Annotated in this window: 25 protein-coding genes; 18 read left to right on the top strand and 7 right to left on the bottom strand. The window is 32.7% G+C overall.

Annotated features, from left to right (window positions below; translation table 11 throughout):
• The first annotated feature begins 149 nt into the window (after positions 1-149).
• From Z054_RS29830 to Z054_RS0102455, 14 genes are all read left to right on the top strand, one after another.
• Positions 150-779, top strand: a complete 630-nt coding sequence (locus Z054_RS29830; RefSeq protein ID WP_024768527.1) for a collagen-like triple helix repeat-containing protein — start codon at positions 150-152, stop codon at positions 777-779.
• A gap of 137 nt (positions 780-916) precedes the next feature.
• Positions 917-1519, top strand: a complete 603-nt coding sequence (locus tag Z054_RS0102515; protein WP_024768526.1) for a zinc ribbon domain-containing protein — start codon at positions 917-919, stop codon at positions 1517-1519.
• A 407-nt stretch (positions 1520-1926) separates the two neighbouring features.
• On the top strand, positions 1927-2937 hold the full coding sequence (locus tag Z054_RS0102510) for a Kelch repeat-containing protein (RefSeq protein ID WP_024768525.1): 1011 nt from the start codon (positions 1927-1929) through the stop codon (positions 2935-2937).
• 92 nt (positions 2938-3029) lie between these two features.
• Positions 3030-3638, top strand: a complete 609-nt coding sequence (locus Z054_RS0102505; protein WP_161635234.1) for an SIMPL domain-containing protein — start codon at positions 3030-3032, stop codon at positions 3636-3638.
• 21 nt (positions 3639-3659) lie between these two features.
• Positions 3660-4202 carry a hypothetical protein gene (locus tag Z054_RS0102500; protein WP_024768523.1) on the top strand — a complete coding sequence of 181 codons (543 nt, stop codon included), beginning with the start codon at positions 3660-3662 and terminating at the stop codon, positions 4200-4202.
• A gap of 300 nt (positions 4203-4502) precedes the next feature.
• A complete protein-coding gene (locus Z054_RS32210; protein ID WP_174412243.1) occupies positions 4503-5876 on the top strand; it encodes a choice-of-anchor Q domain-containing protein in 1374 nt (457 codons plus the stop codon).
• Between the two features lie 40 nt (positions 5877-5916).
• Positions 5917-6861, top strand: a complete 945-nt coding sequence (locus Z054_RS0102490; protein ID WP_024768521.1) for a hypothetical protein — start codon at positions 5917-5919, stop codon at positions 6859-6861.
• 130 nt (positions 6862-6991) lie between these two features.
• Entirely contained in the window at positions 6992-7453 is a 462-nt protein-coding gene (locus tag Z054_RS0102485; protein ID WP_024768520.1) for a hypothetical protein, read from the top strand.
• Between the two features lie 5 nt (positions 7454-7458).
• Positions 7459-7929: a hypothetical protein gene (locus tag Z054_RS0102480; protein WP_152538439.1), complete on the top strand. Its 471-nt coding sequence runs from the start codon at positions 7459-7461 to the stop codon at positions 7927-7929.
• A gap of 37 nt (positions 7930-7966) precedes the next feature.
• On the top strand, positions 7967-8575 hold the full coding sequence (locus tag Z054_RS0102475) for a hypothetical protein (RefSeq protein ID WP_152538438.1): 609 nt from the start codon (positions 7967-7969) through the stop codon (positions 8573-8575).
• A 229-nt stretch (positions 8576-8804) separates the two neighbouring features.
• Positions 8805-9437 (top strand): hypothetical protein, encoded by a 633-nt coding sequence (locus tag Z054_RS0102470; protein ID WP_024768517.1) that lies wholly within the window; start codon positions 8805-8807, stop codon positions 9435-9437.
• A gap of 174 nt (positions 9438-9611) precedes the next feature.
• Positions 9612-10007 (top strand): DUF2721 domain-containing protein, encoded by a 396-nt coding sequence (locus tag Z054_RS0102465; RefSeq protein WP_024768516.1) that lies wholly within the window; start codon positions 9612-9614, stop codon positions 10005-10007.
• A gap of 34 nt (positions 10008-10041) precedes the next feature.
• Complete coding sequence (locus Z054_RS0102460; protein ID WP_024768515.1) at positions 10042-11493, top strand: ATP-binding protein; 1452 nt, start codon at positions 10042-10044, stop codon at positions 11491-11493.
• 21 nt (positions 11494-11514) lie between these two features.
• A complete protein-coding gene (locus Z054_RS0102455) occupies positions 11515-11928 on the top strand; it encodes a response regulator (protein ID WP_024768514.1) in 414 nt (137 codons plus the stop codon).
• Between the two features lie 56 nt (positions 11929-11984).
• On the opposite strand, the gene pyk is transcribed toward Z054_RS0102455, so the two are convergent.
• From pyk to Z054_RS0102430, 5 genes are all read right to left on the bottom strand, one after another.
• Positions 11985-13412 (bottom strand): pyruvate kinase, encoded by a 1428-nt coding sequence (gene pyk / locus Z054_RS0102450; protein ID WP_024768513.1) that lies wholly within the window; start codon positions 13410-13412, stop codon positions 11985-11987.
• Entirely contained in the window at positions 13412-13903 is a 492-nt protein-coding gene (locus Z054_RS0102445; RefSeq protein WP_024768512.1) for an IPExxxVDY family protein, read from the bottom strand. Before Z054_RS0102445 ends, pyk begins: the two co-directional genes overlap by 1 nt.
• Positions 13904-14083: 180 nt before the next feature.
• Positions 14084-14818, bottom strand: a complete 735-nt coding sequence (rnc, locus tag Z054_RS0102440) for a ribonuclease III (protein ID WP_024768511.1) — start codon at positions 14816-14818, stop codon at positions 14084-14086.
• Positions 14819-16072, bottom strand: a complete 1254-nt coding sequence (gene fabF / locus Z054_RS0102435; protein WP_024768510.1) for a beta-ketoacyl-ACP synthase II — start codon at positions 16070-16072, stop codon at positions 14819-14821.
• Positions 16073-16089: 17 nt separating this feature from the next.
• On the bottom strand, positions 16090-16323 hold the full coding sequence (locus Z054_RS0102430; RefSeq protein ID WP_024768509.1) for an acyl carrier protein: 234 nt from the start codon (positions 16321-16323) through the stop codon (positions 16090-16092).
• A gap of 185 nt (positions 16324-16508) precedes the next feature.
• Here Z054_RS0102430 and purN point away from each other — a divergent pair, with 185 nt between their 5' ends.
• Positions 16509-17093, top strand: a complete 585-nt coding sequence (purN, locus tag Z054_RS0102425) for a phosphoribosylglycinamide formyltransferase (protein ID WP_024768508.1) — start codon at positions 16509-16511, stop codon at positions 17091-17093.
• A 197-nt stretch (positions 17094-17290) separates the two neighbouring features.
• The gene (locus Z054_RS0102420; protein ID WP_024768507.1) at positions 17291-17926 is read left to right on the top strand and encodes a ribonuclease H1 domain-containing protein; all 636 of its coding nucleotides are present in this window, start codon (positions 17291-17293) and stop codon (positions 17924-17926) included.
• A 129-nt stretch (positions 17927-18055) separates the two neighbouring features.
• Here Z054_RS0102420 and Z054_RS27755 read toward each other — a convergent pair whose 3' ends face one another.
• On the bottom strand, positions 18056-19132 hold the full coding sequence (locus Z054_RS27755) for a carbohydrate-binding protein (protein ID WP_024768506.1): 1077 nt from the start codon (positions 19130-19132) through the stop codon (positions 18056-18058).
• Positions 19133-19575: 443 nt separating this feature from the next.
• Between Z054_RS27755 and Z054_RS0102410 the strand changes: the two genes are divergently transcribed.
• The gene (locus Z054_RS0102410; RefSeq protein WP_024768505.1) at positions 19576-20505 is read left to right on the top strand and encodes a PfkB family carbohydrate kinase; all 930 of its coding nucleotides are present in this window, start codon (positions 19576-19578) and stop codon (positions 20503-20505) included.
• An 81-nt stretch (positions 20506-20586) separates the two neighbouring features.
• Positions 20587-22485, top strand: a complete 1899-nt coding sequence (locus tag Z054_RS0102405) for an amidophosphoribosyltransferase (RefSeq protein ID WP_024768504.1) — start codon at positions 20587-20589, stop codon at positions 22483-22485.
• A gap of 268 nt (positions 22486-22753) precedes the next feature.
• Here Z054_RS0102405 and Z054_RS0102400 read toward each other — a convergent pair whose 3' ends face one another.
• Positions 22754-23362, bottom strand: coding sequence for a superoxide dismutase (locus tag Z054_RS0102400; RefSeq protein ID WP_024768503.1), 609 nt, complete (start codon positions 23360-23362; stop codon positions 22754-22756).
• Positions 23363-23436: the final 74 nt, after the last annotated feature.

Here is a 23436-nt window from a genome sequence, read left to right as displayed (position 1 = left end):
AGGAAAGAACTCCCAGAAAAACGAATGATACTCATATTTTGACAAAACCTATTTAAGATGTCCGAATTCATTGAAATTCAAACTTTTCGGATATTCAAAACTCTTGCTCTCACTAGGTTTGTACTCTAAAATTTTAAAAATAACAAAAAATGAAAGTAATCAAAGATTTAGTGAAATTGAGTTTGGTACTACTATTATCTGTATCTATATTCTCCTGTTCTGATGGAGAAGATGGTGCCATAGGTCCAGCAGGATCAGAGGGACCAGCCGGAACACAAGGAGATCAAGGAACACAGGGTAATCCGGGGGATTCAGGAGATCCAGGAACCGCAAATGTGATGTATTCAGATTGGATAGATACTGAAATTCCTGTTTTGGTAGCTAGCCCGAATACGGTATTTGATATTGAAGCTCCAGAAATTACTACCGAACATTTAGATAGAGCAGTTATTTTAGTTTTTGGACAACGACGAGTAGCTGACGGAGCAACGGGGGCAATTTTATCCACCAACTTTCAATTGCCTGTTACTTTTATTTCCAATGGTATTTACCGTGCACAGATTCTATCTCCGTCGGCTTCAGATAAAGGGGTTGCAGTTGTAAGAATTCGCCTAGATACTAATGATGGTACAAATATAGATACAGGTAACTATCTTCAGCGTTATCGTTACGTAATTATACCTGGTGGACAACTTATCAAATCTGCTTCTGCAAAATCTACGGTGGATTATACTACAATGTCTTACAAAGAAATTACCGAGCTTTTTAATATACAATAATTCCCCTAGAACGTTCATCTTTAAACAAATCTCAAGACAATGTCTTGAGGTTTTGTGAAATTTTGAAATTTGTATTCCCCTTTATAGAAAGATATTATAGTAATCATTTTGTTATAAATTATTAAAAGAAAAAGAGTATGATAATCTATGGAAGTAAAGCAGTTCATATAAAATCTGAACAATCCAAAACATCCATTTGTCCAAGTTGTGGAACTCAAGGTTCTCTGACGTTACAGGTATTCAGAAGACATGCTCATATTTTCTGGATTCCTTTATTTCCAATTGGTAAAAAAGGAATGTCTCAGTGTCAGCATTGTAAAAATGTTCTTGAAACTAAGGAGATGTCAGAATCAATTAGAAGGGAGTACAATAACTTGAAAAATAAAGCTAAAGGGCCTATATGGCAATTTTCAGGATTGGGTATTATTGCAGTTTTGATTGCTTGGAGTAGTTATGCTAGTGGTGAAGATAAAAAGCTAGAGTTGGAGTATATAGCATCTCCTATAAATGGCGACATATATGAATACAAAATTGAAACAAGTAGCTATTCTACATTAAAAGTAATTAGTGTCTCGAAGGATAGTGTATTTGTATCTCCAAATGAATATGAAATAAGTAAAAAGAGTAGAATATATAGAATTAATAAACCCGAAAACTATTCTGAATTGTCCTATGGAATATCAAAGAGCAAGCTAAAAGAGATGTATCATTCCGGAGAAATTTTTGATATAAATAGATAACGATTTACCACTTAGGATATTTTGGAGCAAATTTTAACTATAAAACAGAGCTATAATTTAAAAACGTAACCTGATTTGATAACAAGAATAACATAAAATAAATAGCTCAGGGCATTTTAAGCATGTCAAAAAGGAGAAACAATATTTCTACTTTTTATTTGATGCATTAACTGTTTCAAGTGATTGGCGTATTGTTGGGATCGTATTTCTAAAGAAAAAAGAGTCTGTTCCTAAGAAGTAAAATGTCCGAATATTTTGAATATCAAATATATGGGACATTTAAAAAGCAACCTATATCTACATTTGTCATATAACTTTTAAAATTTAAACAATGAAAGCGATGAAAAAAATAATTAGATAGTTAATGATTGAAAGGTTTTTATTAAAACAGAATAAAACAAATTGAAATGAAAAAACATGTATATATAATATTGGCATTTTTGTCTTTGATAGTGCTATCATGCGACACCGATGACAATCAGATAGAAGAAGTAGAAGCTACATCTACAAAGATGCTATCTCTAACAAAGAAAAAACTGAAATCTACATTAGTTACCAAAAAACCCTCTTTTGGTGGTCGTGCTAATCATACCTCATTAATATTTGATAAAAAGATGTGGGTAATAGCGGGCAATGGACCAGGTATTTATTATAACGATGCATGGTCTAGTAGTGATGGAGTCAACTGGATTGCAGCTACAAAAAATGCAGCTTTTTCAGAGAGAACAAATCATGCTACAACAGTTTCTAATGGCAAAATGTGGATAACAGGCGGTAATTTTGTTAATGAAATGAATGATGTTTGGTATAGTACAGATGGCAAGACTTGGAAAGAAGCTATCAGTAATGCTTCTTTTTCACCACGATCCGGGCATGCTATGGTAGATCTAAATGGAAGAATGTTTGTGATTGGAGGTCATGAAAATGATGTTGAAAAAGGAGATGTTTGGGTGAGCAGTGATGGAGTTAAATGGAATTTAGCGACTAATCTGGCACCTTTTGGAGAACGAAGGGATCATGCGGCCGTAGTGTATGATAATAAGATCTGGGTTATTGGTGGCTATGATATCAATAATAATTTTCTAAATGATGTGTGGTATTCTCCAAATGGTTTTCAATGGTTTCTTGCTACATCAAATGCAGATTTCCTTCCAAGAAGAAGTCACTCATTAACTGTTAACGAAAAAGGAATGTGGTTAACGGCAGGAACCAGAAATAATGATTTTAAATATTTTAATGATGTGTGGTTTAGTAACGATGGTGTAACCTGGGCACAAATAAAAGTATCCAAAAACTTTCCAGAAAGAACAGAACATACATCTGTACACTACGATAAAAAATTATGGGTCATTAATGGATACGGTTTGGATCAAGGAAACTATTATGATTTTTATACCGATATCTGGTCTTTTGAATAAAAAAAGAAGAAAGAATGAGAATACTAAAATATACAAAAATTTTGTGCTTCGATTTAGACGAATGTACGCATCAAATTTATAAAAATGAGAACATGAAGAAATTAATTATAGGATTATTACTATGTACAGCTCCAATTTTTGGACAGCAACAAAATAATACAATAACAGTAAGAGGCGAGGCTTCTAAAAAAGTTGATATCAAGGAGTATATTGTTAATATAGAATTTAAAGATCTTGTAGCTGATGGATATCAAAATATAGAAGCCAAAAGCAGATCTCAAATTATCGAAGAATACAAAAATAAAATAAAAGAGATAGGTATAGATTTTAAAGAGTTTAAGCAAAATAAATTGTACGGAATCACTGCTTTAACGTATCGTACAACTTCGTATTATACTTATACAACTACATCTTTTGGAGAAGTAGAAAAGATGTTTGGACAACAAATGAAAGGTGTAACAATTACTTGGGTAGAAATATTTGCCGAGGAAAATACCAATACAGATCTTGCAGCATTGGATAAAATGGCAATACAAGATGCGATGAATAGAGCCAAGATAACAGCCACTAGTATCAATAAAAAGATTGGAGCCATCCAAAAAATAGAAACTTCCAGTAATAAATCATATTTATATTTTAATACAGCTAAACCTAACGAACTACATAAACATTATGTACAAGTAACTTTTGTTTTGGAGTAGTTCTTTTAAAAAAAATCAGACATGAAAAAATTTGTAGTACTTGTCTTTTTTGGATTTATAACAGGTATAGGACATGGACAACATTGCGCAAATGATATGACAACTCTAATTATTATTGATGTAAGATTCGATAATAAAATAGTAGATGATCTAAAAGTAACATTAGTTGATTCTTTAGGAAACAGATATTCTCGTGGGGTTCCTAATCCGATGTTAATGCAATCTCCATCACCTGATTTTTTTGATGAAATAAACTATCCTGAAGTTGTTTATCCTGTTTCTAATGTAGTCCTGAATTTTTGGAAGAATAATCGTTTTTATATGTTGTATAAATACGGTCTTAAACTTGAAGGGCTTTTTATCAAAATTGAGAAGCCTTTAGATATGAATAATAATTATAATTTTGAAACTACTATACACCGAATTCCAAAAGGGGCAAAGTATAGTTTTTGTACAGAAGGGCCTTTTTCTAAAGGAGTAAAGTATGAATATAAAGATGGTATTATAGAGTATGCTAAAACATTCGAACTATCTCCTCCTCCTCCAATTATACATTTGAACTAAATAAAGCCTAATCACAAAACCGGTTTCTAAGATGATTCAAAAAGACTAAAAATTCATATCATAGGGAGGATTTGTCAACCAATAAAGATTCTATTATTGGGTATTATAAAGATAGGATTTTTAATAACCGTCAAAGGATAACGAATCGTCAAACTTTTACAAAAAAAAAGATAGCACAGCATTGCTAGATGATAATTTGATTAAAACGGTAAAATCAGATGCTAAAAACTTAGATATGACCAGAACTTATCGAAGTATAATTGAAAACCTGTATTAGTTGAATTTAAAAAGATCAAGAAAATGAAAAAATCAATATGTATTTGCTTTGTGTTGTTTTTTGGGCTATTAATTAGTTGTTCAAAAGATGATACTATAGAAAATAATGATAGTGATACCACAGGAAGTGATACTCCTCCTGCTCCGATTGATCCAGTGAGTACTGATGATATAATTCATTATGTAACCCCTACAGGATCTGGTGCCTTAGATGGAACAAGTTGGGAAAACGCTTATCCAGGAACCTCATTACAAGATGCTATAGATGTCTCAGAAACTGGTGATGAGGTTTGGGTAGCAACAGGAGTATATGTTACAACCCCAACTACGGATAGAACAATATCATTTAATATGAAAAATGGTATAGCGATTTATGGAAGCTTTGCAGGCACCGAGACAATGCTTTCTGAGCGAAATTTGACTAATGGGATTACTAGTATATTAAGCGGCGAAATTGGTATTGTAGGAGCGGTCGATAATAGCTATACTGTAATTTATAACGAACAACTGGATGATACAGCAGTTATAGATGGATTTGAAATTAAGGGCGGTAATGACGACCGCCAACCAACATCTGGTGGAAACGGACTAGGTGGTGGTATTTACAATCATGGATATGGCTCAGGCGGATTTTGTAGCCCTATCATACGAAACTGCTTATTTACTCAAAATACAGCATCTTTTGGTGCGGGAGCCTTCAATAATGGTTATAATGGAGGACATACAGAACCCACTTATATAAATTGTATTTTTTATCAAAATCATGCATTAAATGAAGCAGGAGGTATGGATAGCTACGGAGTTCGAGGAAATGCGAGTCCTACAGTTATTAATTCAATTTTTTATGAAAACACTTCTGCCTCAAATGTAGGAGCCATGTATGCCTGGGGAGGTGGTCCGGGAGGAAATTGTAATCCACAATTGATTAATTGTGTATTTGTCAATAACAGAGCTCTTAATGGATATGGAGGAGCTTTTATAGCAGATAATTTAGATGAAAACGGAACCACATCTTCTGGTTCATGCACAGTAACCTTACAGAATTGTATTGTCTGGGGTAACACCGCTACAGAAATAAGTCCACAATTTTATGTGCGAGGGCAAGGAGCACAGGTTTTAGCAACCTATTCTGATATAGATCTAATTGGACAAACTTCTCCGCACATAATTGCGGGTGCAACAACGGGAAATATTAATGCCAATCCATTATTTTCGAATATCGATATTGGTCCGGGAAGTGATGGAATTTGGAGAACTAATGATGATGGGTTGAAGTTACAAAGTCTATCACCATGTATTGACACAGGAAATAATGCCGGAGTGATCTCTACTGATATACTGCTTAATAATAGGATTTTCAATGCTACAGTCGATATTGGAGCTTACGAATTTGAATGAGTAGTCTTTAAATTGACAAAGAATGATCCCATAAAAATAAATGTATAAAAAAGTAAAAAATTATAACACTAAAAAACAATGGGTAAAAAGATGTTTTGGGTCTTTGGCTCTTCCTATGATTGTGGTGTCTATGATGATGGTGTTTCCGCAAAGTGATTTTGAAAAGTTGGTAAGACAAACAAATTATGACTTATCGCAATATCATAAATTACAAGAATATAAAGAGTATTATGCTCTTAATGATGTTGGGCTAACAAACAAAGAGATTCATAAAATTAAGAATTCATATCATAGAGAAGACTTGTCAGCCGATAAAGATTCTATTATAGCATATTCTATCATTAGGTATTATAAAGATCGAATTATCGATAACCTTCAAAAGATAATAAATCACCAAACATTTACAAAGAAAGATATCATGGCATTGCTAGATGATGATTTGATTAAAATGGTAAAATCAGAGGACAATAAATTATTTCATTTTTCATTTGACGCAAAGGTATTTGGGGTATTATTTAGAGAACAAGTTTCTATACTGTACTATGACGATTCTGATTGGAGTGAACATCAAAGTATTCGTGTCGATAAAGAGAAGAAAACCCTGTATGAATTCTATCCAAACAGCTATAATACCATAGATACAATTAATACTGGTACAGGAGTCAAATATGTACTAATTGGGCATGATAAGGTACGAGGGAATAACTTTATGGATCATATTAGTCTTTATGTTTATGATAAGGGCAAACTTGTTAATAAATTCAATCATTCTTTGGCTCATGAAGGGGATGAATATACAATCAAGTATGACAAGATAAATCATGTTATAGATGTCTTATATATACCAAATAGAAAATATGCTGCATCAACAGATTGTTATTGTGATGATGAAGACGCTATTAAATCATATGGAAAAGAAAATAAAGTCCAAAGATGTGCCTATTCCTTTAAATTTAATGGAGATACATTTGAATTCGTTAATTAATCCGCAGACATACTAAAATGAAAATGATTAATTTGGTTAAAGAATTAAACGGAAAAAAGAAAACTAGAACAAGATTTGTTTGATTATAAAAAAACCAGAGTACACAACGAGAAGTTATCATATATTTAGAATGAAATCAATATTCATTGCATTAATACTAATAGGTGTTCTATTTGGTTGTAAATCAAAAGGTGATAAAGAGAAATTAGTTAAACTAGAATTACAGGAATTAAATATTAGAATTTGGGTTCCGAAGGAACACTCTCTATTTAAGGGAGAGAATTATGTTAATGTAATTTTAAATCCGGATAAAAGATATAATAAAGGTTTTACTATCAAAAAAATGAATTTGGATATCCCAAAAAAACAATATTCAAAATATGCAGAATTGGAAAACGGGATCAGTATATTTTATGAAACTTTTGTTGCCGATAATCCAGGAAGCAGTGGAGGCAAAGAATATGATCTGAAAGGTTTTTTTGAGTTTAGAAATGAAATGTTTCTAGTTACATCTTCAGAATTAAAAGAATATGGAGAAGCTAATGCCGAATTTTGTTTGGTATATATATCCTCTATAGAAGAGTTAAAATAACATGTATGAGATCAGTATATAAGATTATAGTTTTATGCTTTGTTCTTGTTTCTTGTGTGAATTCACATAAAAACAATACGCTTACAAGTATAGAAACAGAAAGCGCAGAAGATAGAATAGCAATGCTGAAAAGAGAAATAGTAAGCAAATCAGAGTTTTATGATGCCGAATTTTTATTGTTTAATGTAAATGGGTTTACTAACTCTAGAATAACAAGCATTCCTGGACCATCATCTTGGGATTATCAGTTTGCAATAAAAGTAGAACAGTTAGAAGTTAAGCACTGGATCGCAGATTTTACTAAAATTGACGCTAAAGAATATACTTCTGATTGGACTAATAGTTTAGTTATCCATAGAAAGCAAAACTGGGAAATAAAATCAACACCAGAAGTCTATAAAAGAGAAGAAAGTAATACGTTTATCATAATATATCAAAAAGAGGGAATAGTATTTAAACGTATTCTAGGAGAGTAAAAACGAATTAAATTTAAGAATAAAAATGTACCATATAGTGACAAAAGTGATAGTAGTTTTTGGTTTTCTTTTTTGTAGTACAAGTTATGCACAGAAAAAAGAAATAGATATAAAAAAGGATCAATCGACACCTAAAGTATCCGATACGCTTAAGGTTGGATATACATACTGGTGGCCACAATCAGGACCTTTTATTGGTAATTGTGGTGATAGATATGCATTCGTTTTTTTAGGCACTATTCAACATATTGATAAACCAGTCGAGGATGATGATAGAGCGTATACTTCTCAAAAAGGAATTATAAAAATTGATAAAGTATTAACTTCAAGAGGTCTTAAGAAGAATACGTATAGTAAACAGAAATTCTTTGTTTCAGATTACTTCTATAAGCAAGATGTAAAAAAAGATGATCAGGTATTGGTATTCTGTTATGAGTATGAAGATAATTATAGCATTCCGGGAGGAAAGTCGATGTTAAAAATAGAAGATAGTAATGATCCTATTTTACTATCCGTTAAAAGATATATTCAGTCTGGTCAAAATGCATTAGAGCTAAAAAAGGATGTGACTTTATGGAAAAACTATGGTTTAGAGGCAGAGGTAAAACAGGTTATTGAATGTAGAGAAATGAGAGGTAAAGATTGAAGAACCTAAAGAGTTTTTACTACATCAATTATCATACATCATACATCAACATAAATATCTAAATTATATAGAAAAAGTATAGTATTTAAAGTACTCTAAGTGTTTTTAGAGTAAAAACACAGTCAAACCCCTTAAAAAATGTCCGAATTCTTTGAATTTCAAACTTTTCGGATAGTACATATTCTTACCCATACTAGGTTTGTGCCATTAACTTTTAAAAATTATAAAAATGAAAGCAATAACAAATTTAGTAAAGGGAATGATGATAGTGATGGTATCGCTATTGGTCTTTTCATGTTCTGATGGGGAAGATGGAGCAATTGGACCTGCGGGTCAGGATGGAATTAACGGAGTTGATGGTACTAATGGAACAGACGGTAATGATGGTGGAGATGGCACCGATGGCCAAAATGGTGAAGATGGGCAGCCAGGAACAGCCAATGTCATTTATTCTGATTGGATTCCTGCTGATTTTCCAGGAGGAGGAGCTACTGATAAAAGTATGTTATTATTAAGTAGTCTAACTGCATTCGATAAAGATACTGATGCCATTTTGGTGTATGGTCGTAATCCAGCCAATGCCTTGTTTTTTAATGTATATAAACTTCCTTATTTTAATATAGATAATGAAGAATTTTATAATATGGTATTGGGCGAAGGATTTGGTTTCGAATCTTTGCGGGTTGAGGCCAGAACAACCGATGGACTTTTAAAAGCGTTTGGGTTTTTTGATGATTTTAGATATGTAATTATACCTGGAGGAGTTGCAACAAACCCTACTTCTTCCGCTACAAAATCTGCAAAAGACTATTCATCTATGTCCTATGATGAAATCATAACTTTATTTAATATCCCAGAATAATCTTTATAACCAATCATTAATTTGAATTATGTATAGTGAGCAATGCCCTTGTATTGCTCACTTTTTTATATGAATAAATTCTGAAAATTTGAATGATATAAATAATGCTGAGATATGATTTATCATTTGTGCTCTATTTTTTTAGTCTAAATTAGTAGTCCTAAATTCTTTTTTATGACACTTACTATGAGTATTCCAGCCTTGTTATTTCCTGCAATATCACTAACTATGTTAGCCTATAATGCGAGATATTTGGCTATTGCAGCATTGATACGGCAATTACATAAGGAATATTTGACTTCACGATCAAAAAACATCGTATTACAGATCAAAAATTTAAGAAAACGATTATGGTTGATTAGAAATATGCAAGCCATAGCTATTGCTAGCTTTCTCACCAGTGTAATTACCATGTTTTTATTGTATGTAGAAAAGATATCTTGGGCCAATATAGTATTTGGTATTAGTCTTTTTTTACTTATGATTTCACTTTTTTTATCATTTATAGAAGTTCAAATCTCTACCAAAGCACTTGCTATTAGGCTTAATAGAATCGAAGAGGATACGTAAGAAATCCTTATCTTGTTATGATAAATAGTACCGAATGCTTCAAAATGAACTTTTTAATAATGTAATTCAAGATTTCAATGCTGGATATTGGGAGCTGTATGATGATCCAGAAAGAGAAGTTTGGTCAGAAAAGTTTTATGATAGTTTAGGATATACAAAAGATGAATTTGAGTCAAAAATAGATTATTTTTTAGAACACTTGATACATCAGGAGGATATTGAGTTATTTAGAGATAATTTTTTTAGCTATCGACGTAATGCTGTAAATTTTAAGCAGCATATAAAAATTCTCGATAAAAAAGGAAATTATAAGCTATATAGATGTGCAACTAATGATGAGTTACCAGTAAATATAAAATCTAAGATTAACCTTATCTTTTTTATTGAAATCAAACTAGAACCTGAGCAGGATATTACAAAAGATAATTTCTACTATAAAGAAACTGCCCAAATGACAGCTACGGGGAGTTGGTATGTAGATTTTGAGGAAAGGAAAAGTTTCTGGGATTTTGAAACCAGAAGAATTTTAGAATATGCCGATGACTATATTCCTTCTCTTAAGGATTCTGCCAACTACTACGCAGAGGATTCGAGGCAACAAGCAGCAGATTTGTTTTTTAATTGTGCGATGGTGGGTACACCTTTTAATACCGAAATAAAGATGGTAACCGCTAACAATAGAGTGTTTTGGGTGCGAGCTATAGGAAAACCGGTATATAATGAAAATAAAGAAATAGTTGGGATTAGAGGTGTTTTTCAGGACATAGATGAAATCAAAAGGAAAGAATTAAGTCTGCAAAAGTCAATGGATATTATCGCATCTCAGAATTCTAGACTTTTCAATTTTGCTCATATCGTATCTCACAATCTTAGGTCGCATACCAGTAACCTGTCTTTATTAGTACAATTGATTGAAGATATAGATAACCCCGAGGAAAAGATTGGATTGATCAAAGAAATTAAACAGATATCATATAGTCTAAATACAACTATTGAACACCTTAATGAGATTGTAGCGATACATACAAATAAGGATCAGGAAAAAAAACCCGTCAAATTTCAGGATGCTTTTAATTTGGTTAAAAGTGGAATAGGACAAATGATTTCTATGAGTAAGACTAAAATCAAGACAGATTTTAGTGAATTAAATACGATTAATTATATTTCTGCGTATTTAGAGAGTATCCTATTAAACTTAATAACAAATGCTATAAAATATAAACATAAGGACAGAGACCCGGTAGTAGAAATCAAAAGCTATTCTATAGGTAGTAAAGAGTGCTTAAAAGTCACAGATAATGGTCGCGGAATTGATATGAAACTGTTCAAGGATAAAATATTTGGTATGTATAAAACATTTCATTACAATAAGGATGCGGTAGGAATCGGGTTGTTTTTAACAAAAAATCAGGTAGAATCATTAGATGGAAAAATTACTGTAGAGAGCGAAGTAGATAAAGGAACAACTTTTATAATTGAATTTTAAAAATAAATAACCCCACAGATCATGAGTCATAAAATAGGATTAGCTTGTATTATTGATGACGACAATATGTATGTAAATCTTGTAAAAAGGATTGTAGAAGCAAAAAACCTTTGTAAAAACTTAATGGTATTTCAAAATGGTAAGGATGCTCTTAATTATTTTGAGGCTATTTTGACTAATTTAAATAAAAGAACAATTCCCGAAATAATATTTCTTGATTTAAATATGCCAGTAATGGACGGATGGGAGTTTTTGGACAACTTCACTAAAATCAAAAACAAACTCGGAAAAACAATTACACTATACATTGTAAGTTCCTCAATTAATCCAGTGGATATAGAAAGGGCAAAAAGCATTAATACAGTAAAAGATTATCTTATAAAACCAGTTACAATAGAAGACTTAGAGACTATCTTTTTAAAACAAACTTTATAAAAAAAGCTTCACGTATAGAGAAGCTTTTTTTTAAAATATTCTATTAAAGGAATTTCTTAGATTTGCGAAACCCTAAGCGTATTTACCATTCCTTTTGCGGTGATAGGCATTGCTGCGAGATTAATCAACATATCTCCCTGCTCTACAAACCCACGTTCCAGTGCAATTTTATTAATATCTTCTACAGTTTCGTCGGTACTTACAAATCTATCATAGAAAAAAGCCTTAACTCCCCATAAAAGACTAAATTGAGATAAGATTCTATGATTACTGGTAAAGACCAAAATATGAGCATCTGGTCTCCAAGCAGAGATTTGAAATGCTGTATAGCCACTATTAGTAAGAGTACAGATTGCTTTTGCCTCAATTTCATTAGCCATTGTTGCAGCGTGGTAACAAATAGATTTTGTAATAAATCTATTTGTTCTGATGTGAGGAGGGTTTTGAGGAACCGTTATTAAATCAGAATTTTCTACACTTTTAATGATATTAGACATAGTTTCAATCACCTGTACAGGATATTTCCCTACAGAAGTTTCTCCTGATAGCATAACGGCATCAGCTCCATCCATTACAGAATTGGCTACATCATTTACCTCGGCACGTGTTGGCGTAAGGCTATCGATCATTGTTTCCATCATCTGTGTAGCAATAATGACAGGTATTCTTGCAGTTTTAGCTTTGAGCACTAAATTTTTCTGAATTAACGGTACTTCCTGAGCAGGAATTTCTACTCCAAGATCTCCTCTTGCCACCATCAATCCATCGCAATAAGCTACAATCTTATCAATATTTTCTACTCCTTCGGGCTTCTCTATTTTAGCAATAATTGGAATTTTATGCTCACTATGTTCCTTTATGAGATCTTGTAATTCTATTAAATCCTGGGCATGTCGCACAAAAGATAATGCCATCCAGTCAACTCCTTGTTCGCATGCAAAAATTGCATCTTTTATATCTTTTTCCGTTAGTGCCGGTAAAGAAATGCTAGTATTAGGAAGGTTCACTCCTTTTTTAGATTTTAGAGGACCTCCTTGTATTACTTTGGTCTTAACCGTATCTTTTTTGTTAGAAGAGATAACTTCAAAAATTAATTTACCATCGTCTAATAATATTCTTTCGCCTGCTTTTACATCTTTTGGGAAACTTTCATAATTCATATAGACCTCTTTAGAGGTGCCTTCAAAAGGTTTACCGGTTACAAAACTGATTATATCACCATCATTAGCAATAATATCTCTTTTCATAACACCTACACGCAATTTAGGGCCTTGTAAGTCTCCAAGTATAGATGCATTGTAGCCATGTTCTTTACTTAGTTTTCGTATAATCTTTATGCGCTCTTTCACATCACTATAATCAGCATGAGAGAAATTTATTCTGAAAACATTTACACCTGCTTCCAACATTTTTTTTAATATCTCTTCACTACTGGTCGCGGGTCCAAGAGTAGCGACTATTTTAGTTCTTTTACGTTTTGGCATTATTCGAATATTAGGTTGTTCTTTGATTTAAGTGTAGCATATTCTAAAGGATATGCTGTTATAATTTGTGAAATGGTAAGCATGTCTATAAGTAAAGATTTACTTGAAAAATTTGATGCTTCAGTTTCAATTTTTAGAAAATAATCTACATTTTTTAATTCTGGAATTAAATATTTTGTGGTATATGTATTCTCTATAGTTGTAAATAGCCCTTCAGAAATCTTATTTTCTGATTTTATTTGGGATTGAAATTTATTTCCTATAAGACTATATGTGCTATATTGAAAATGATCATCATACTGGTACAAAGGAAAATTTGCAGTGAGATCATTATACTCAAAATTAATATCTTCTTTTTTTCTATAGAGCTTTAAATTCAGGTTTTTATTCAATAAAAAAGCCAACCGATATGAAGCTAATGAACAATGAATGGCAATGAGTTCATAATCATCATCGGCAAAGGCATCTAATACTAACCGTTGAACAGCCACTTTGATTTTTTTGTTTCCGATTTAACGCGAAATATACAAATAAATTAACCTAACAAGTTTAATTAGAGATAAAGTTATTTTACGAAAACGATTGAGTTAGTATCTTTTAACTATAAAAAAAATAGTTTTTCTAAGATGTGTATATTTTGCCTAATTTGATAAGAAAAATTCTAATGCTATTTAGATGTTTATTTTAGATTGAAATGCAAAATAAGCTCTTTTTGAAGCTTTTTCTTCTGCTTTCTTTTTTGAAGTAGCTCTCGCTTTTGCGACTACTTTGTCATCTATCCATAATTTTACGGCAAAATGTTTCATTTCATCCTTACCGGTATCTTCATATACTTCGTAGCTAAATACTTTTTTCTCTTTTTGACACCATTCTATCAATAAGCTTTTATAACTAATGATTTGTCCTTCGAGGCTTTCGATATCAACATATGGATCGATTACAGCTTCTTTAATAAATCGTTCACAATATACAAAGCCACGATCCAGGTAAATGGCACCTATTAGTGCTTCAAAAAGATTTCCATGTATATTTATTCCAAATTGAGATTTAGGAATATTGGTACGTACCAATTCAATTAGTTTAAGATCTTTACCTAGTTCATTAAGGTGTTTTCTGCTTACTACTTTGGCTCTCATTTTGGTCAAATACCCTTCATTGCCTTCTGGTACTTCTTTAAATAAGTGCGCCGCAATAACACTACTTAACATAGCATCACCTAGAAACTCTAGCCTTTCAAAATTAACAGCATTTCCTTTATTGTCTTTTAAATTTAAAGACCTGTGCGTAAATGCTTTTTCATAAGGCTTAATGTTTTTGGGCTTAAAATTTAGTATTTTTTGAATTTTGGAAAAAAAATTCCCGTTCTTTTCAGAGCGGGAATTTAGTATGTTTCGAATAACATTCATTTATTCGTTCAGTTTTTTAAATAACACACAAGCATTATGACCTCCGAAACCAAAAGTATTACTCATTGCGTATGTGATTTCACGTTTTTGAGCTTTGTTTAATGTCAAATTCAATGAAGAATCTATGTTTTCATCCACAGTAGTGTGATTGATAGTAGGAGGTACTATACTTTTTTGCATAGCCAAAATAGAAGAAATAGCTTCTATAGCTCCAGCTGCACCAAGTAAGTGTCCTGTCATAGATTTCGTTGAATTGATATTGATGTTAGGTGCATGATCTCCAAAAACCTTGGTAATAGCTTTCAATTCTGCAACATCTCCTAATGGAGTGGATGTTCCATGAGTGTTTATAGCGTCTACCTGTTCTGGTGATATACCTGCATCTTTTAAACAATTAAGCATCACGCGTTCTACACCTATTCCATCTGGATGCGGAGCTGTCATGTGATATGCATCACTAGACATTCCACCACCAACGACTTCGGCATAGATTTTAGCACCTCGTGCTTTTGCATGTTCATATTCTTCAAGAATAAGAGCTCCACTACCTTCTCCAAGAACGAAACCATCTCTGGTTGCGTCAAATGGTCTGGAGGCAGTTTCCGGGCTTTCATTTCTTGTAGACAAAGCGTGCATCGCATTAAATCCTCCCATACCAGCTATAGTAACAGCAGCTTCACTTCCTCCTGTAATGATAATGTCACAATGGCCCAAACGAATATAGTTTAGCGCATCGATCATTGCATTTGCAGAAGAAGCACAAGCAGAAACTGTGGTATAGTTAGGTCCCATAAAACCATTTCGGATAGAAATATGACCAGGAGCAATATCGGCGATCATTTTCGGGATAAAGAAAGGATTGAAACGAGGTGTTCCATTTCCATTGGCATAGCCAATTACTTCTTCCTGAAAAGTTTCTATTCCGCCAATTCCTGCACCCCAGATCACACCAACTCTAAATTTATCAACCTTTTCTAGGTCAATAGCGGCATCTTTTATAGCTTCTTCAGAAGATACAATAGCATACTGCGCAAATTTATCAAGTTTTCGTGCTTCTTTTCTATCAAAATAGTCTGTGGGAGAATAATTTTTGACTTCGCAAGCAAATTTAGTCTTGAAATTTTCGGTATCGAAATAAGTAATGGGAGCACAACCGCTTTTTCCATTTACTAATCCATCCCAATATTCATCAATATTGTTACCTATAGGTGTTAATGCACCTAGTCCTGTGACTACAACTCGCTTAAGATTCATATTTTGTCGTGAAGTTATTACTTTGCGTCTTCAATATAAGATATTGCTTGACCTACTGTTGCGATGTTTTCAGCTTGATCGTCTGGAATCTGAATATCGAACTCTTTTTCGAATTCCATAATCAATTCTACAGTGTCTAATGAATCAGCGCCTAAATCGTTTGTGAAACTAGCTTCATTTACAACTTCGTTTTCGTCTACTCCTAATTTGTCAACGATTATCGCTTTTACTCTTGATGCAATGTCTGACATAATGTTTAATTTTAATTTTTTAATTAGGTGGCAAAAATAAAAAACTTTATTTTAAAACCCCACAATCCCATAAAAATGTATTTGTATTTTATCAAATATAGCGAAGTATTGCCTTTTTGCTGCCTAAAATTGAATAATAATTATTTTTTTTGTGCTCTCTAATTAACAACTTTATCATACTATCTATGAAGCGTATTATAATTTTTGCTTCCGGCTCAGGTACCAATGCCGAAAATATAATTAAGTACTTCCACGAGCGAAAAATTGCCGAGGTTACACATGTGTTCTCTAACAACCTGCGTGCCAAAGTATTAAAAAGAGCTCACGCCCTGAAAGTAAAGGCGTTACACTTTGACAAAGAGTCATTTTATGACACAAATGAGGTGCTTAATATCTTAAAAGATGCCAAACCTGACATTATTGTACTAGCTGGGTTCTTATGGATTTTCCCTAAAAAAATCATCGAGACCTTCCCTGATAAAGTGATAAATGTTCATCCTGCATTATTACCAAAATATGGTGGAAAAGGAATGTATGGGCACCATGTACATGAAGCTGTAATTAGAAATAAAGAAAAAGAAAGTGGTATTACAATCCATTATGTAAACGAACATTATGACGAGGGAGCGATAGTTTTTCAGGCTAAAACATCAATTTCTGAAGGAGATTCTGCCGATGATGTAGCACAGGCAATCCATAAATTAGAATATAAATATTTTCCAATCGTTATAGAAGAACTGCTTTTTGATAATAAAAAAAGTAATGAGTAGTGATGCTTATTAGTTAGAAACGAAAGGAATATTGTATATACTATTAATTTAATTGTTTATTATAGCGTTCGAGCGGGCTATACGTTACAATTCCTCTCCCGAGTACTCGGGATGCGGTATTTTCACTACTATCCCTAACGCAAAAAACCGCTTAAAAAGAAAAATTTCTATCAACCAACAACGATCAATTAATAAGAATGGCTAAGAAAGAAAAATTTTATGTGGTTTGGGAAGGACACAAGCCTGGGATTTACACCAAGTGGGATGATTGTAAAGCGGCTGTTAAGGGGTATGCCGGCGCAAAGTATAAATCTTTTGATTCTTTTGATATTGCAAAAAAAGCATATAATGGAGATTATGAGGACTATAAAGGAAAGAGTAAACCTAAAAAAACACTTACTGCAGCACAATTATCAAAAATAGGAGAACCTAATTTATATTCAATAGCGGTAGATGCTGCTTCTAGTGGTAATCCTGGTAAGATGGAATACCGGGGAGTAGATACCCAAACCGAAAAACAGCTTTTTCACCAGGGGCCTTTTAGACAAGGAACAAATAATATAGGAGAGTTTTTGGCACTTGTGCATGGTCTAGCATATCTTAAAAAGAAAAATAGTGATCGTATTATTTATTCTGATTCTAAGATAGCAATAGGATGGGTAAAACAAAAGACATGTAGAACAAAGCTAAAACGAACTGCAAAAAACAAAGAAGTCTTTGATTTGGTAGATCGAGCAACACAATGGCTCAAAGAAAATACATATATGACTACAATTGTAAAATGGGAAACCAAAGCATGGGGAGAAATACCTGCAGATTTTGGTAGAAAATAGTTTTAAAAAGATTTTTAGGATAATAATGTATATGCAAAATGCTCCGGTATTCTTCCGGAGCATTTTTATATAAATAAGATTTTTTAATCTAATGTATCGAACAAACTAGGTTTGTGGTTACCTTTTCTTTTAGTTACCACATGCACCAAGATTATTCCATGATGTTGCAGTTCTTTGGTATAAAGTTCCTTGATATGTTACTTTATCTCCAACAGAATAAGAAGCATTACTATTATATGCTGCTACACCAGCACAAATATCAGTACTAGGAGCGCTATCACAAGCTCCAAGGTTATTCCATGAAGTAGCAGTTTTTTGGTATAAATCTCCATTATATGTTACTTTATCTCCAGTAGAATAAGAAGTATTACTATTATATGCTGCTACACCATCACAGTTACCACCACCAGTATTAGAACCAGGATATATAGTAGCTATAAAAGATTTATCTGTTGCAGATAATTGAGAATTACTTCCTACGGAAACACCATCTGTAGTATGTGCTGCAGGAATAGGGTAATGCATTATTGATAATGGATCGTATGCACTGTAGTTAGAAATATTTGCTTCATAACGTCTGAATAGGTTGTTATCTACCTGTGCTCTACTCCAGTTGTTTGGTGGTCCAGCATAGTATGCATAAACTGCCTCTTTATCCCAGTTAATTCCAGCTACAGGATTTTGATGTTCGTGAATTAAACCAAGAGCATGTCCAAATTCGTGAATTGTAGTTCTTCTAAACTCTGTATCAGAAGTGTTGTTGTTAAACCATCCAAAATGCATACTATGTGCATGGTCATTAGAATCAGTTCCTAAATAAGACCAAGATCCACCATCGTTTGCAAATTGACCTTCTTTAAAACCAATTTTGATGTTAGCACTGCTGTTTGAAGAAACCCATTCAAATTTAATATTCGCATGACTTTCCCACGCTACAGCATATTGCTTAACTTTGGATTGTACAAAATTATTACCATTTAAGAATTTCACTCGAATAGTTTGACCGGCTTGCCATTCTTTTGCTTTAACACTGGCAGCTTTTGAATCATTCTCGTTAGTATTCCATTTTTCGACACATACATGAGCAGCTTTTGCATCTGCATGTTGATTTGTTTCGATAATGTCTTCAGAATCTTTTTCGCAATTGAAGAATAAAACCGAAAGCGATGTAACTAAAACGAGTTTAGCTAAATTTAATTTTTTCATAATTAATTATAAGTTTGAGTTTGTATTGGGTAAATAACGTTATTTTTTTAAGATTATTTTAGCATTTTTTAATTTTTTTTTTGGATATTATAGTTTTTTCTAAATTTTAGCGCCAAAAAATTATCATTTTCATAAATTAATAAGCATAAATCGAAATTATTTTCAATAGAATAGAATGTAGAGGTTAAATTCTGATTTAAAGCATGTTGTGGTTGAAATTGAAAAGACCAAAATCATATAGCAATTTGTAAAAGGAGTATTACGTGCTTACCATTTCTGTAATGAGTAATAAAATTTAGATTTCTTGATTTAAATTTATCAAACAGCAAGTAAAATTATAAAGAAAAATACTTGTAGATTCTGATAGAAAATAACCTTTGTATTAATCTTCTTGGTACTTAAAAGTAAAACGTATATTTGCAAAAAATTATTACGCTAGTTGTATGAGTAAATTACTTATTGTAGGTTCTATTGCCTTTGATGCTATTGAAACGCCTTTTGGTAAAACAGATAAGATATTAGGAGGAGCAGCGCCTTATATTGCGCTTTCTGCCTCAAATTTCAATGTTTCTTCAGCAGTTGTCTCTGTAGTTGGAGAAGATTTCCCTTTGGATTATCTTTCTCTCCTTCAGGAAAAAAATATTGACACGTCTGCTGTAGAAATCGTAAAAGGAGGAAAGACTTTTTTCTGGAGTGGTCGATATCATAATGATTTAAATTCAAGAGATACATTAGATACACAACTTAATGTACTTGCTGATTTTAATCCTGTGGTTCCTGATGATTACAAAGGTGCTGACATTGTGATGCTAGGAAATCTAAACCCGTTAGTACAACTTGGTGTTTTAGAACAACTTACTACTACCCCAAAACTTACGATATTAGATACTATGAATTTTTGGATGGAAGATGCTTTTTTAGGAGATCTTCTAAAAGTGATTTCAAAAGTAGATGTAATTACTATCAATGATGAAGAGGCTAGACAATTAAGCGGAGAATATTCTTTGGTAAAAGCAGCCAGAGCAATCGAAAAGATGGGTCCAAAGTATGTTGTGATTAAAAAAGGAGAACATGGAGCTTTATTATTTCATAAAGAACAGATTTTCTTTGCTCCTGCACTACCATTAGAAGAAGTTTTTGATCCTACCGGTGCTGGAGATACATTTGCAGGAGGTTTCTCGGGATATCTAACCAAGACAGATGATATTTCATTTGAGAATATGAAAAAAGCAATTATTCATGCTTCAAACCTCGCATCTTTTTGTGTAGAGAAATTTGGTACAGAGCGAATGGAAAATTTAAATCGCGATGAGGTCCAGAAGCGACTTCAGCAGTTTAGAGAGTTAACACAATTCGAGATAGAATTGTCTTGATATAAAGTATAGCCCTAAAGCAATTGTTTGGGGCTTTTTTAATTATGATTAACACAACAACATTTAGAATTTTGGAATACAATGAGTGATGCGTTAAAACACGAATGCGGTATAGCATTTATCAGACTACTAAAACCATTAGAGTATTATAAAGAAAAATACGGTAGTGCATTTTATGGAGTAAATAAAATGTATCTAATGATGGAAAAACAACATAATCGCGGTCAAGATGGTGCTGGATTTGCAAGTATTAAATTAGACACGGCTCCTGGTGAACGATACATAAGCAGGGTTCGATCTAGTGAATCACAGCCAATACAAGATATTTTTTCTCAGATTAATGATAGAATTAATAAAGAATTGGTGGATCATCCAGAATATGCTGATGATGTCGAACTACAGAAAAAGAATATTCCTTATATAGGAGAAGTACTTCTGGGACATGTGCGTTACGGGACATTTGGCAAGAATAGTGTAGAGAGTGTTCATCCTTTTTTAAGACAGAACAATTGGATGCATCGTAATCTTATTGTAGCAGGTAACTTCAATATGACTAACAATGATGTGTTATTTAATAATCTTGTAAGATTAGGACAGCACCCAAAAGATAAGGTAGATACCGTTACTGTAATGGAAAAAATCGGCCACTTTTTGGATTCTGAAGTAGCCAAGTTATATAAGAAATTAAAGAAAGAAGGGTTTAATAAAAATGAAGCCTCTCCGCAAATTGCAGAACGATTAAATGTGGCTAAAATCCTTAAAAAATCATCAAGAGACTGGGATGGAGGTTATGCCATGGCAGGAATGCTTGGACATGGTGATGCTTTTGTTTTAAGAGATCCTGCAGGAATCAGGCCAACATACTATTATAAAGACGATGAAGTGGTAGTTGTAGCATCAGAAAGGCCTGTTATTCAAACAGTATTTAATGTTGCTTTTGATGATGTACTAGAGCTTGATCCGGGAAAAGCAATTATCGTCAAAAAGAACGGAGATACTTCTGTAGATAGAATTATTGATCCACTAGAACGGAAAGCATGTTCTTTTGAACGTATTTATTTTTCACGTGGAAGTGATGCTGAGATTTATGAGGAAAGAAAGAGTTTGGGAAGGTTGATTATGCCTCAGGTCTTAAAAGAAATTAATCATGATACAGTAAATACTGTTTTTTCTTTTATTCCGAACACAGCCGAAACCTCTTTCTACGGTATGGTTGAAGCTGCTCAGGATGAATTAAATAAGCAGAAGAACGAAACTATACTTTCAGAAAAAGAAACATTAACAGATGAGCGTCTATCAGAAATTCTCTCATACAGATTAAGAACAGAGAAAATTGCAATCAAAGATGCTAAGCTTCGTACCTTTATTACAGAAGATCGTAGTAGAGATGATTTGGTAGCTCATGTCTATGATGTGACTTATGGTGTAGTAAAACAAGAAGATAATTTAGTCATAATTGATGATAGTATCGTTAGAGGAACAACGCTGAAAAAGAGTATTATCAAGATGATGGATAGATTGAAGCCAAAGAAAATCGTTATTGTTTCTTCGGCACCGCAAATTCGTTATCCTGATTGTTACGGAATTGATATGGCAAGATTAGAAGGTTTAATCGCATTTAAAGCAACATTAGAGCTTTTAAAAGAAAATGGGAATTATGATTTGGTAGAGCAGGTTTATGAAAAATGTAAAGCTCAAGAAAATCTAGTGGACTCAGAGGTGCAAAATTTTGTAAAAGAAATCTATAGCGGATTTTCTGATCAGGAAATAAGTGATAAAATATCAGAATTGTTAAGTGATACATCAGTAAAAGCTAAAGTAAAGATTATTTATCAGACCGTTGATAACCTTCATCAGGCGTGTCCTAAGAACCTTGGAGATTGGTATTTTACAGGAGATTATCCAACAATAGGAGGAAACAGAGTTGTAAATAAGGCTTTTATAAACTTCTTTGAAGGTAAAAATGAAAGAGCTTATTAAAAAAACAAAAATGTTTGTTATTAAAAAGGGTTAATTTGTGTATTTCAACAAGTATTTTGACCTTTCGTCTAAAACATTTTTTCACTATGAAATAACGTTCTATATTAGCAAAGCCATAGCATAAGTAGGTTAAGTTCATGGTAGATTTGGGGCAAAAAAAGGTGGTTCTTCCACCTTTTTTTATTTTCCAACATTTCGTAACACTTTCACATAAAAAAGAGTCACAATACTGCAACTCTTTTTCTTTTTGTTAAATATATAATATCACTTATTTTCCTTGAGCATATCGGCTAGCCACTTCGTTCCAGTCAATTACATTAAAAAATGCTGAAACATAATCCGGACGACGGTTTTGATAGTTTAAATAATATGCATGTTCCCAAACATCTAGTGCAAGGATAGGAGTTCCTCCGCATCCAATACCTGGCATTAGAGGATTATCTTGATTAGGTGTAGAGCAGATTTCTACTTTCCCTCCTTGATGTACACATAACCAAGCCCATCCAGATCCAAATCTGGTCGCAGCTGCTTTTGAGAATGCTTCTTTAAAAGCATCAAAAGATCCATATGCAGCATTAATTGCATCTGCAATCTCACCAGAAGGTTTTTCTCCACCATTAGGTGACATTATCTCCCAAAATAAATTATGATTATAATATCCACCACCGTTATTTCTAACAGCACCGTTTGACATATCTAGATTAATAAGAATATTTTCAATGGTTTTACCCTCAAGATCAGTTCCTTCAAGTGCAGCATTTAATTTACTAGTATATCCAGCATGATGTTTATCATGATGAATTTCCATGGTACGAGCATCTATATGAGGTTCTAACGCATCAAAAGCGTAGTTTAATTTTGGTAATTCGAATGACATATGTTATTATTTTAATTAATAAAAAATAAAAGCGACATCAAATTTAACAATTCGAATGATGAATAAAAATTTAT

Origin of the sequence: Aquimarina macrocephali JAMB N27, from assembly GCF_000520995.1 — a bacterium.
In the GTDB taxonomy this organism is placed as follows: domain Bacteria; phylum Bacteroidota; class Bacteroidia; order Flavobacteriales; family Flavobacteriaceae; genus Aquimarina; species Aquimarina macrocephali.
The sequence above is the reverse complement of the archived record's forward strand: the minus strand, read 5'-3'. Positions and strand labels throughout refer to the sequence as shown.

Coding starts and splice junctions, on each gene's coding strand:
- Z054_RS29830 (WP_024768527.1), top strand. CDS start 150: ATGAAAGTAATCAAAGATTTAGTGAAATTGAGTTTGGTACTACTATTA.
- Z054_RS0102515 (WP_024768526.1), top strand. CDS start 917: ATGATAATCTATGGAAGTAAAGCAGTTCATATAAAATCTGAACAATCC.
- Z054_RS0102510 (WP_024768525.1), top strand. CDS start 1,927: ATGAAAAAACATGTATATATAATATTGGCATTTTTGTCTTTGATAGTG.
- Z054_RS0102505 (WP_161635234.1), top strand. CDS start 3,030: ATGAAGAAATTAATTATAGGATTATTACTATGTACAGCTCCAATTTTT.
- Z054_RS0102500 (WP_024768523.1), top strand. CDS start 3,660: ATGAAAAAATTTGTAGTACTTGTCTTTTTTGGATTTATAACAGGTATA.
- Z054_RS32210 (WP_174412243.1), top strand. CDS start 4,503: ATGAAAAAATCAATATGTATTTGCTTTGTGTTGTTTTTTGGGCTATTA.
- Z054_RS0102490 (WP_024768521.1), top strand. CDS start 5,917: ATGTATAAAAAAGTAAAAAATTATAACACTAAAAAACAATGGGTAAAA.
- Z054_RS0102485 (WP_024768520.1), top strand. CDS start 6,992: ATGAAATCAATATTCATTGCATTAATACTAATAGGTGTTCTATTTGGT.
- Z054_RS0102480 (WP_152538439.1), top strand. CDS start 7,459: ATGAGATCAGTATATAAGATTATAGTTTTATGCTTTGTTCTTGTTTCT.
- Z054_RS0102470 (WP_024768517.1), top strand. CDS start 8,805: ATGAAAGCAATAACAAATTTAGTAAAGGGAATGATGATAGTGATGGTA.
- Z054_RS0102465 (WP_024768516.1), top strand. CDS start 9,612: ATGACACTTACTATGAGTATTCCAGCCTTGTTATTTCCTGCAATATCA.
- Z054_RS0102460 (WP_024768515.1), top strand. CDS start 10,042: ATGCTTCAAAATGAACTTTTTAATAATGTAATTCAAGATTTCAATGCT.
- Z054_RS0102455 (WP_024768514.1), top strand. CDS start 11,515: ATGAGTCATAAAATAGGATTAGCTTGTATTATTGATGACGACAATATG.
- pyk (WP_024768513.1), bottom strand. CDS start 13,412: ATGCCAAAACGTAAAAGAACTAAAATAGTCGCTACTCTTGGACCCGCG.
- rnc (WP_024768511.1), bottom strand. CDS start 14,818: ATGAATGTTATTCGAAACATACTAAATTCCCGCTCTGAAAAGAACGGG.
- fabF (WP_024768510.1), bottom strand. CDS start 16,072: ATGAATCTTAAGCGAGTTGTAGTCACAGGACTAGGTGCATTAACACCT.
- Z054_RS0102430 (WP_024768509.1), bottom strand. CDS start 16,323: ATGTCAGACATTGCATCAAGAGTAAAAGCGATAATCGTTGACAAATTA.
- purN (WP_024768508.1), top strand. CDS start 16,509: ATGAAGCGTATTATAATTTTTGCTTCCGGCTCAGGTACCAATGCCGAA.
- Z054_RS0102420 (WP_024768507.1), top strand. CDS start 17,291: ATGGCTAAGAAAGAAAAATTTTATGTGGTTTGGGAAGGACACAAGCCT.
- Z054_RS27755 (WP_024768506.1), bottom strand. CDS start 19,132: ATGAAAAAATTAAATTTAGCTAAACTCGTTTTAGTTACATCGCTTTCG.
- Z054_RS0102410 (WP_024768505.1), top strand. CDS start 19,576: ATGAGTAAATTACTTATTGTAGGTTCTATTGCCTTTGATGCTATTGAA.
- Z054_RS0102405 (WP_024768504.1), top strand. CDS start 20,587: ATGAGTGATGCGTTAAAACACGAATGCGGTATAGCATTTATCAGACTA.
- Z054_RS0102400 (WP_024768503.1), bottom strand. CDS start 23,362: ATGTCATTCGAATTACCAAAATTAAACTACGCTTTTGATGCGTTAGAA.